The 9051-nt window shown below is 76.8% G+C and carries 10 protein-coding genes; 2 read left to right on the forward strand and 8 right to left on the reverse strand.

The window, feature by feature from the left end:
- Positions 1 to 103: 103 nt before the first annotated feature.
- The 7 genes from GJV82_RS16410 to GJV82_RS16440 all read right to left on the reverse strand — a co-directional run bounded on the left by GJV82_RS16410 (position 104) and on the right by GJV82_RS16440 (position 5437).
- On the reverse strand, positions 104 to 1414 hold the full coding sequence (locus GJV82_RS16410) for a geranylgeranyl reductase family protein (protein ID WP_318657744.1): 1311 nt from the start codon (positions 1412 to 1414) through the stop codon (positions 104 to 106).
- 288 nt (positions 1415 to 1702) lie between these two features.
- A complete protein-coding gene (locus GJV82_RS16415; RefSeq protein WP_155099956.1) occupies positions 1703 to 2428 on the reverse strand; it encodes a hypothetical protein in 726 nt (241 codons plus the stop codon).
- On the reverse strand, positions 2425 to 3021 hold the full coding sequence (locus GJV82_RS16420; RefSeq protein WP_155099957.1) for a signal peptidase I: 597 nt from the start codon (positions 3019 to 3021) through the stop codon (positions 2425 to 2427). Before GJV82_RS16420 ends, GJV82_RS16415 begins: the two co-directional genes overlap by 4 nt.
- Positions 3014 to 3490 (reverse strand): hypothetical protein, encoded by a 477-nt coding sequence (locus tag GJV82_RS16425; RefSeq protein ID WP_155099958.1) that lies wholly within the window; start codon positions 3488 to 3490, stop codon positions 3014 to 3016. The genes GJV82_RS16420 and GJV82_RS16425 overlap by 8 nt, the downstream gene beginning before the upstream one ends.
- On the reverse strand, positions 3487 to 4026 hold the full coding sequence (locus GJV82_RS16430) for a hypothetical protein (RefSeq protein ID WP_155099959.1): 540 nt from the start codon (positions 4024 to 4026) through the stop codon (positions 3487 to 3489). Before GJV82_RS16430 ends, GJV82_RS16425 begins: the two co-directional genes overlap by 4 nt.
- Before the next feature lie 10 nt (positions 4027 to 4036).
- On the reverse strand, positions 4037 to 4579 hold the full coding sequence (locus tag GJV82_RS16435) for an alternate-type signal peptide domain-containing protein (protein ID WP_196217284.1): 543 nt from the start codon (positions 4577 to 4579) through the stop codon (positions 4037 to 4039).
- A gap of 162 nt (positions 4580 to 4741) precedes the next feature.
- The gene (locus GJV82_RS16440; protein ID WP_024841822.1) at positions 4742 to 5437 is read right to left on the reverse strand and encodes a demethylmenaquinone methyltransferase; all 696 of its coding nucleotides are present in this window, start codon (positions 5435 to 5437) and stop codon (positions 4742 to 4744) included.
- Between the two features lie 111 nt (positions 5438 to 5548).
- Here GJV82_RS16440 and GJV82_RS16445 point away from each other — a divergent pair, with 111 nt between their 5' ends.
- Positions 5549 to 6913: an isochorismate synthase gene (locus GJV82_RS16445; RefSeq protein WP_155099961.1), complete on the forward strand. Its 1365-nt coding sequence runs from the start codon at positions 5549 to 5551 to the stop codon at positions 6911 to 6913.
- Between the two features lie 85 nt (positions 6914 to 6998).
- Complete coding sequence (locus GJV82_RS16450) at positions 6999 to 7535, forward strand: GNAT family N-acetyltransferase (protein WP_196217285.1); 537 nt, start codon at positions 6999 to 7001, stop codon at positions 7533 to 7535.
- 204 nt (positions 7536 to 7739) lie between these two features.
- Here GJV82_RS16450 and GJV82_RS16455 read toward each other — a convergent pair.
- Positions 7740 to 9051, reverse strand: a 1312-nt coding sequence (locus GJV82_RS16455) for a S1C family serine protease (protein ID WP_155099963.1), incomplete at its 5' end; no start/stop codon positions are given.

Raw genomic sequence — 9051 nt, forward strand, 5'->3', positions numbered from 1 at the left:
GGGCTCGGGACGGGTTCTCCCGGACGACGTCGTCCGGGGTCACGGGAAGGTGGTGCGAGCGCCGGCCCCTCGTCCTGGCAGGGTGCCGGCCCACCTCGGTGGCTCATGACGACGGCACCACCCTCGTCAGCCCCGCGATCACGCGGTCGACCCAGTCGCCGCCGCGGGGCTCGTAGCAGTCGGACAGGAGCTTGAGCACGAACCGCATGACGACCGGGCGCGGGAGCCCGTAGCGCGTGCAGACCCGCATGATCTCGGGGTGCTCGATGAGCCTCACGAAGTACCGGCCGAGCGTGTAGTAGCCGCCCAGCTCGCGGCGCATGATCCGCGGGTACGTCTGCAGCGCGCGCTCGCGCCCCGGGTCGGTGAGGCGTGCGCGCGACTGCGCGACGACGTCGGCCGCCGTGCGGCCGGCCTGCATCGCGTACGCGATGCCCTCGCCGTTGAACGGGCTGACCATGCCGCCGGAGTCGCCCACGAGGAGCACGCCCCGCGTGTACAGCGGCGTGCGGTTGAACCCCATGGGGAGCGCGGCGCCGCGCACCGGGCCGAGGCGGTTCTCCTCGGTGAACTCCCACTCGGCGGGCGCGTTGCGCATCCACGTCGCGAACAGGTCCTTGTAGTCGACGTTCGCCGCGGACTGTCGCGCGGGCGTCGAGCTCACCGAGCCGAGGCCGACGTTCGCCGTGCCGTCGCCGAGGGAGAAGATCCAGCCGTAGCCCGGCAGGAGGTTCGACTCGCGGGGCGCGCCGTCCCACAGCTCGAGGTGGGACTCCATCCACGGGTCGTCGTGGCGGGGCGTGCGGAAGTAGGTGCGGACGGCGACGCCGATCGGGCGGTCCTCGCGGCGTGCGAGGCCGAGGGCGAGCGCGAAGCGCGACGAGACGCCGTCGGCCGCGATGACGACGGGCGCGCGGTAGGTGACCTCGTCGCCCGCGCGCCTGCCCTTGTCGTCCACGGGACGCGCGGTCACGCCCACGACGCGGCCCGTGCGCTCGTCGAGGACGGGACCGGTCACGGCGGTGCGTTCGAGCAGCTTGGCCCCGGTGCGCTGCGCGTGCTCGGCGAGGGTGCGGTCGAACGAGTGGCGCGCGCGTGCCATGCCGTAGCTGGGGTACGACGCGAGGTCCGGCCAGGCGAGCTCCCAGGAGCGCCCGCTCGCGACGACGCGCAGCCCGCGGTTGCGGATCCACCCGTCGTCCTCGCGCGTGGGGACGCCCATGCGCACGAGCTCGGCGACCGCGCGCGGGGTGAGTCCGTCGCCGCAGATCTTGTCGCGCGGGAACGAGGACTTCTCGAGGAGCAGCACGCTGAGGCCGGCGGCGGCGCAGTAGTGCGCGGCCGCGGAGCCGGCCGGGCCGGCGCCCACGACGATCACGTCGGCGTCGTCGAGCCTCGCGCCCACCGTGCTCACCCCTCCCCGTCCGGTCGTCGGGACATCTCGCGCCTCCACCGTGGCCGGGGTCCGGGCACGGTGCACCCACAGTCCTTGTGAAGTCGGTCACAATGGACGTCGCCACTCTAGTCACTCCCGGTGGGAGATGTGTAGCAAGGCGACCCTTCCTTGGGAGATCCCGTGACGAAGGTCCTCCCCGGCGACGACCACGGGCCCTGGGAGTCGGGACTCGCGGGCAACGGGGCCGGTGCGGCGATGGCCTAGCCTCCCGGGGCCGAGGGCGCGCGCGGGACGCGTCGACGCAGGTCAGGCCGACGGGTCGGACTCCGGGCGCGCGTCCGGCACCCGGTCTCGCGGGGCACGACCCGCCGACCCCGCACGCGCGAGCAGGACGCCCGCCCCCGCCGCGAGCGCCGCGACGGCGAGGACCGTCCACGCGTCGGCGCCCGTGCGCGGCAGGCTGCCCCGGCCGCCGCCCGGAGGTGCCGCCCCGTCCGCGACGGCGACGAGGTGCACGCTCTCGAGCACGCCCGCGACCGAGCGCCGCGTCGAGGACGGCGCGTCGGCGGACATCGCGACCCGCACCTCGACGCGCGTCGACTCGCCCGGGTCGAGGACCGGCCCGCGCCACGTGGCGCCGTCGGGCGTCGTGCCGTCGAGCGCGACGTCGAGCCACGCGCCGAGGCCGGTGCGCGCCCGCGCCGGGTCGACGTCGGGGGCGAGGTCGACGAGGACGCGCGCCGCGCCCGGGCCGTCGTTGCGGACCCACAGGTCGCGCACGACGGTCGCGCCGGGGACGACGAGTGCGTCCGCGCCGAAGAGGGACGTCGTGAGGTCCGCCGCCCACGCGGACCCGTCGGTGCTCAGGCGCACGGCGTCCTCGCCGCCCGCCGACGCGCGTGCGGGCCCGCCGAGCGCGACGGCGGCGACGAGCGCGAGCACGACCGCGAGGAGCGCGCGCAGCCGTCCGCTCCCACGGGCACCACGCGGGTCGCGCCGGAGCGGCCCGCGCCGGTGGCCCCGCGGGCTCACGGGACGGGCTCCGGGGCCGGTCGGGCATGCGTCCGCCCGCGCGACCGGGCCCGCTCGCGCACGCCCGCCACGACCTGCCAGGCGCCCCACCCGAGGAGGCCGGCCGCCGCGACCACCGCGACGGTGCGGCGCGTGTCCCCCGAGACCGCGGTGCTGACCCAGCCGAGCACGGGGACCGCGTAGACGACGGTCCCGCGGAGCTGGACGGGACGCACGGGCTCCGGGTCGGGCGAGGAGTTGGCGTCGCCGCGCGTCGTCAGGGTGCGCTCGCCGTCCGCCCCGACGCCGACGGCGACGACGCGGTGCGTCACGACCTCGGGCCGCCCCGAGGCGATCTGGTACGTCACCACGTCCCCCGGGGAGATGCGTGCCGCGTCGACGGGCCGTACGACGACCATCGTCCCCGGCGCGTAGGTGGGGCGCATCGACCCGGTGAGCACGGTGTACGGCGTCGCCCCGAGCACGAGCGGCACGACGACGCCCACGAGGGCCAGCCCGACGGCGGCCGCGAGCGCGACGGCGCCCAGCACCCGGGCGAGCGGCCCGTGGCGGCGCGTCCCGCGGTGCCGTGCGGGCGGCCGGCGCTCAGCCACAGGACACCCCGGCGAGGCCGGTGCCCGCGAGGAGCGCGCCGCGGACCGGCACGGCGTTGCTCGGGGCGGACGTCCAGCCGGAGGCGTGGACGGACTGGACGCTCACCTGGAGCGTCGTGCCGCCGAGCAGCAGGTCGAGGATCGACCCGAGCAGCCCGCCGAGCAGGCTCTCGGTGACGACGAGCTGGGTGGCGGTGGTCTCGGTCGTTGTGGACTGCCCGCCGCCCGCGATCGTCACGCGGTAGCGCGCGGGCGCGGGCGTGGGCGCGGCCCAGCTGACGGTCGCGCTGCGCAGCACGACCGAGCCGGTCGTCGTGCACGTCGTCGCGGTCGGCGGCGAGACCGTCCCGGCGGAGACGGTCGTCCACAGCGAGCCGTCCGCCGTCCACCACGCCGCGGCCGGCACGCCGACGAGCGCGAGCAGCACCGCGAGCACCGCGGCGACCCGGACCCGGACCGCGCGCGTCACGACGGCCTGCTCTCGAGCGTGGCGGTCACCGCGACCTGCGCGCTCTGCCCCTGCCACGCGTTCGGGCTGCCCGCGGGGAGCGTGTAGCGCACGCACACCTGGGTGGTCGCGCCGCGCGCGTACGTCAGCGGGCTGAGCGCCCCGGCGGCGAGCGGCGTCCCGGTGCACGTCGGGCGCGGGTAGAACGTCACGGTGGGCTGCACGGGGCCGTCGTACGCGACGGACAGCCGGTACCGCCACGTGCCGTCACCCGTGTGCGTGAGCGACGCGACGCCGTCGCGCGACTCGCCGGGCATCATGCCCGCGAGGTCGGGGAACGACTGCCACGACGTCTCGACGCCGAAGGTCCCCGAGCGCACGTCCGCGGTGCTCACGGCCTGCGAGGCCGACCACGTGGCCCACGCGGCGCCGGCCGAGAGCGGGAGCGCCGCGAGGACGAGCACGGCGACGGCGCGCGCGGCGCCCCGGCGGGCGCGCGCCGTGCGGCGCGCGCCCGGGCCGGGTGGCCGTGCGCGGCGGGAGCTCTCGACGCCCACCGCGGACCTCTCAGAGGTGCTGCTCGAGCGTGAAGGTCAGGCTCGACAGGTTGACGACGGCGTTCGTCGCGACCTGGTCGGGCGTCGCCTCGTCGAAGGTGAGCGTGACGTCGGCGTCGACGGGCGCGTACGCGGCCGTCGACGGCGCGACCTCGAACGTGCCGTCGCCGTTGTCCGTGGCCCACGACGGCGGGCCGTCGAGCTCGAACGTCACGTCGAGCGCGTCGAGCAGCGCCGCGTCGCCCGTGAGGGCGTCGGTGCCCGCGACGGAGAGCGTGGACTGCAGCGTGTCGCCGATCGCGGTCACCGTGACCGGCTGGGTGAGGGCGAGCACGTCGCCCGGGACGATGCGGACCGCCGTGACGTCCGCCACGGGAGTCCCGTTGAGCGTCCAGACGGGAGTGCCCATCGTGAGGTCCAGGTCGCCCGAGGTGATGTCGCCCGCCTCGGCGACGGCCTGCGAGTCGGACCACAGCGCGTACGTCCCGGCGCCTCCCAGGAGGAGCAGCGCTCCCGCCCCGATCGCCAGCGCGCCCTTCGTCAGCCGTTCCATGTCGTGCCCCTGTCGTACCGGCGCCCACCCCTGCGGCGGCGCTCGTGCCCCGACGGTAGGTCGTGCCCCGGGCAACGGCATGCGCAGGAGCCCGCTCCGCCGGGTGAATTCCGCTGCGCGGACGCGGGCCCGGGGGTGCGGCGCGCGGCCGTCAGGGGTGCGTCACGCGGGACGCGTCGCGCGGTGCAGCGCGACGATCCCGCCGGAGAGGTTGCGGTACGCGACCTTCTCCCAGCCCGTGCGCAGGAGCAGACGGCCGAGCCCGACCTGGTCCGGCCACGCCGCGATGGACTCGGCGAGGTACTGGTACGAGCCGCCCTCGCGCGTCACGGCGGCCGCGATGCGCGGGAGCGCCTGGACGAGGTACTCCTGGTAGACGACGCGGAACGGCGCCCACGTCGGGGTCGAGAACTCGCAGATCACGACGCGCCCGCCCGGCCGCACGACGCGCAGCATCTCGCGCAGCGCTCCCTCGGTGTCCACGACGTTGCGCAGCCCGAACGAGATCGTCACCGCGTCGAACGTCTCGTCGGCGAACGGGAGCCGCGTCGCGTCGCCCGCGACGAACGGGAGGTCCGGGCGCCGCTCCTTGCCGACCTGCAGCATCCCGAGCGAGAAGTCGCACGGGACGACGCGCACGCCGTCGTCGGCGAACGGCTCGGACGACGTGCCGGTCCCGGCGGCGAGGTCGAGGACCTTCTCCCCCGGCAGCGCGCCGACCGCACGCACCGCCGCGCGGCGCCACGACCGGTCCTGGCCGAGCGAGAGGATGTCGTTCGTCAGGTCGTACCGCGAGGCGATCCCGTCGAACATCGACGCGACCTCGGTGGGCTTCTTGTCCAGGGTGGCGCGGGGCATGCCCCCATGCTTCCACGTCCGCGCGCCGACGGGCGCGCCCCGGGGGCGACGGCGGGCGGGGCGGACCGGACCCGGCGGGCGCACCGCCGCGCGCGGCTTACGCTGGACGCGATGACTGCAGAACCGTCGGCCACGGCCGGACAGCCGCAACCCCGGCCGAGCATCGTCGTGCGGACCACCCCGATCCCCGACCTGCCCGGCGGTCTCGACGCCCTCGTGGACCTCCTGCCCGACGCGCGCCCGCACGCGTGGGTGCGCCGCGGCGACGGGATCGTGGGCTGGGGCGAGGCGCTGCGCCTCGAGACGTGGGGCCCGGGCCGGTTCGCCGACGCCGAGGCGGCGTGGCACGAGACGCTCGGGCGCGCCGTGGTGCGCGACGAGGTCGGGCTGCCCGGCACCGGACCGGTCGCGTTCGGCTCGTTCGCGTTCGACGACTCGGCGCCGGGCGACGACGCGCACGACCCCGTCCGCGCGGGCGGCGTGCTCGTCGTGCCGCGTGTCGTCGTGGGCCGCCGCGACGGGCGCGCGTGGCTCACGACGGTCGACACGGCCGGCTCGCTCTCCTCCTCCCCCGCGGACGCGCTCGCGCGCACGCCGCGCACTCCCGTCACGGCCCCCGGCGCGGTCGAGTGGCACGACGGCGCGCTGCGCGCCGACGACTGGGCGACCGTCGTCGCGGAGGGCGTCGAGCGGATCCGCTCGGGCGCGCTCGAGAAGGTCGTGCTCGCGCGCGACGTCGTCGCGCACACCGCCGAGCCCGTGGACCCGCGCTGGCTCCTCGCGCGCCTGGTCGCGGCGTACGAGGCGTGCTGGACCTTCTCCGTCGACGGCCTCGTCGGGGCGACCCCCGAGCTGCTGGTCCGCAGCGAGAAGGGCCTCGTGACCTCGCGCGTGCTCGCCGGCACGATCCGCCGCGGCGGGCTCTCCGACGACGAGGCGCTGCTGCGCGCCGCCCAGCTCGCGCGGTCCTCGAAGGACCTCGAGGAGCACGAGTACGCGGTGCGGTCGGTCGCGCAGGCGCTCGCGCCCTTCTGCTCGTCGATGAACGTGCCCGACGCGCCGTTCGTGCTGCACCTGCCGAACGTCATGCACCTCGCGTCCGACGTGACGGCGGTCCTCGCGCGCGGCGCCGGCGCGCCCGGGGCGGCGGCCGGCCCGACGAGCCTCGCGCTCGCCGCGGCGCTGCACCCCTCAGCCGCGGTGTGCGGGACGCCGACGAGCGTCGCGCGCGAGGTCATCCGCGAGATCGAGGGCATGGACCGCGGCCGGTACGCGGGCCCGGTCGGGTGGCTCGGGGCCGACGGCGACGGCGAGTGGGGCATCGCGCTACGGTCCGCCGAGCTCTCGGCGACCGACCCGCGGTCCGTCCGTCTGTTCGCCGGGTGCGGCATCGTCGCCGCGTCGGACCCTACGGCGGAGGTCGCGGAGTCCGAGGCGAAGCTCGAGCCGATGCGCTTCGCGCTCGGCGGCGGCTGACCGGCGGAAACGTCACCGTCGCGGCCTGTCGACCGGGGTCCGGACGGCCCGGTCCCCGCGCGGGCGCCGCTGCTACGTTCGCGGCGTGCCCGATTCCTCCCCCTCTCCCGCCGCCCGCCCGTCCGCCCCGTCCGGCGTCCTGGTCCGCCGTGCGACCGTGGCCGACCGCGACGACGTGTGGCCGCTCGTCCGCCTGCTGCCGCGCCACGACCCCGAGCGCGAGGCGTTCGAGCGGTCCTTCGGCCCGCTCCTCGCCGCGCTCGACACGTACTTCGCGGTGGCCGAGCTCCCGGACGACGGCGTGGTCGGCTACCTGCTCGCCAACCGTCACCTGACGTTCGCCTCGAACGGCGTCGTGTGCCGCGTCGAGGAGGTCGCCGTGCGGCCGACGCACCGCCGCCAGGGGATCGGCCGCGTCCTGCTCGAGGCCGCGGAGGCGTGGGCCGCGGAGGTGGGCGCGCGGCGCGTCGGGCTCGCCACGGGCCTGTCCAAGGAGTTCTACGTCTCGGGCGGGTACGTCGAGACGGCCGGCTTCTTCACCAAGCACGTCGACGCGCCCGCCGCCGCGGCCGACGAGGAGCCGGGCGCCACGTGGGAGCCGACGCGGCCCGCCGCCGGCTGACCGGGGACGACGGACGGCCGGCACGGGCGCTCCGTGCCGGCCGTCCGGTGTGCGGCGACCGCCCCGCGCGGGGACTCGCGGGCCGCTCGCCCGCCCGTCGCGGCAGGGGACGCGACGGGAGTCGGTGTGCGGGAGCGGGCCGCGCGTGCCGGCGCGTCGGCCCGCCCCCGGTGCCTCGGGACACCCGGCGGGCGTCCCGAGGGGTCAGCCCCGCCCGCCGAAGAACCAGTCGAACGGGTTCGGGACGTTGCCCGGGTCGGACGGGTCGGAGTCCTTCCCGCCGCCCTGCTCGCCGCCCTGGCCCTCGCCCTGGTCGCCCTGACCCGGGGTGCGGCCCTGGCCGGGCGCCTGGCCCTGCCCGTCAGTCCCGTCGTCGGCGGGGCGCGTCGCGAGCGTCACGTCGAGCTCGATCGTCTTCCCGTCGCGCACGACCGTCAGCGCGGACGTCTCGCCCGCGGCGCGCTCGCGCACGAACGCGGTGAGCGACTCGGCGCCGCCCACGGCGTGCCCGTCGATCGCGACGACGACGTCGCCGGAGCGGACCCCCGCCTCGGCGGCGGGCGACCCGTCGGTGATCTCCTGGACCTCCGCGCCGCGGCGCGTGACGCCGTCGGCGGTCGCGGTCGCGTCGGCGAGCGTCACGCCGAGGAACGCGTGCTCGGCGGTCCCGTCCTCGATGAGCTGCTCCCCGATCGACCTCGCGAGGTTCACGGGGATCGCGAACCCCAGGCCGATCGATCCTGACTGCCCGCCGCCGCTCGAGAGCGACGCGATCGACGACGTGATGCCGATGACGCGGCCCTGCGTGTCGAACAGCGGGCCGCCCGAGTTGCCGGGGTTGACCGCGGCGTCGATCTGGATCGCGTTGGTGACGACGGACGTGCCGCCGCCCTCGCCCGACGCGGAGACCGGACGGTCCACGGCCGACACGATGCCCGTCGTCGCCGTGTTCGCGAGACCGAGCGGGTTGCCGACCGCGAGCACGGCCTCCCCGACGCTCACGTCGTCCGAGTCGCCGAGCGTCGCGGGCCGGAGGTCGTCGGGCGCGTCGACGAGCTGCACGACCGCGAGGTCGGTCGCCGGGTCGAGCCCGACGATCTTCGCCTCGAACAGGCGGCCGTCGCTCAGCGTCACCTGGACGGTGTCGTCGACCGCGCCGGACACGACGTGGTTGTTCGTCAGGACGTGGCCCTGGTCGTCGATGACGACGCCCGACCCCTCGGCGCCGCCCTGCGGGGTCTGCACCTGGATCGCGACGACCGACGGCGCGACCGCCTGGGTCACGGCCTCCCAGTCCGGGTTCTGCGACGACGAGTCGGACACGGGCGCCGTGGTGCTCTGCTGGCGGCCGACGTCCGCGAGCGACGCCGGCGCCTGGTCGGGCGTCAGGGCCACGGTGAGGCCCGCGGTGCCGACGCTCGCGAGGACGGCGGCCGCGGCGGCCGCGCCGACGACGGGGACCCAGGTGCGGCGGCGGGGGCCGCCCTGGCCGCCCTGGCCGGCCGGGACGGGCGGC

Origin of the sequence: Cellulosimicrobium composti (genome assembly GCF_009711085.1) — a bacterium.
Lineage (GTDB): Bacteria > Actinomycetota > Actinomycetes > Actinomycetales > Cellulomonadaceae > Cellulosimicrobium > Cellulosimicrobium composti.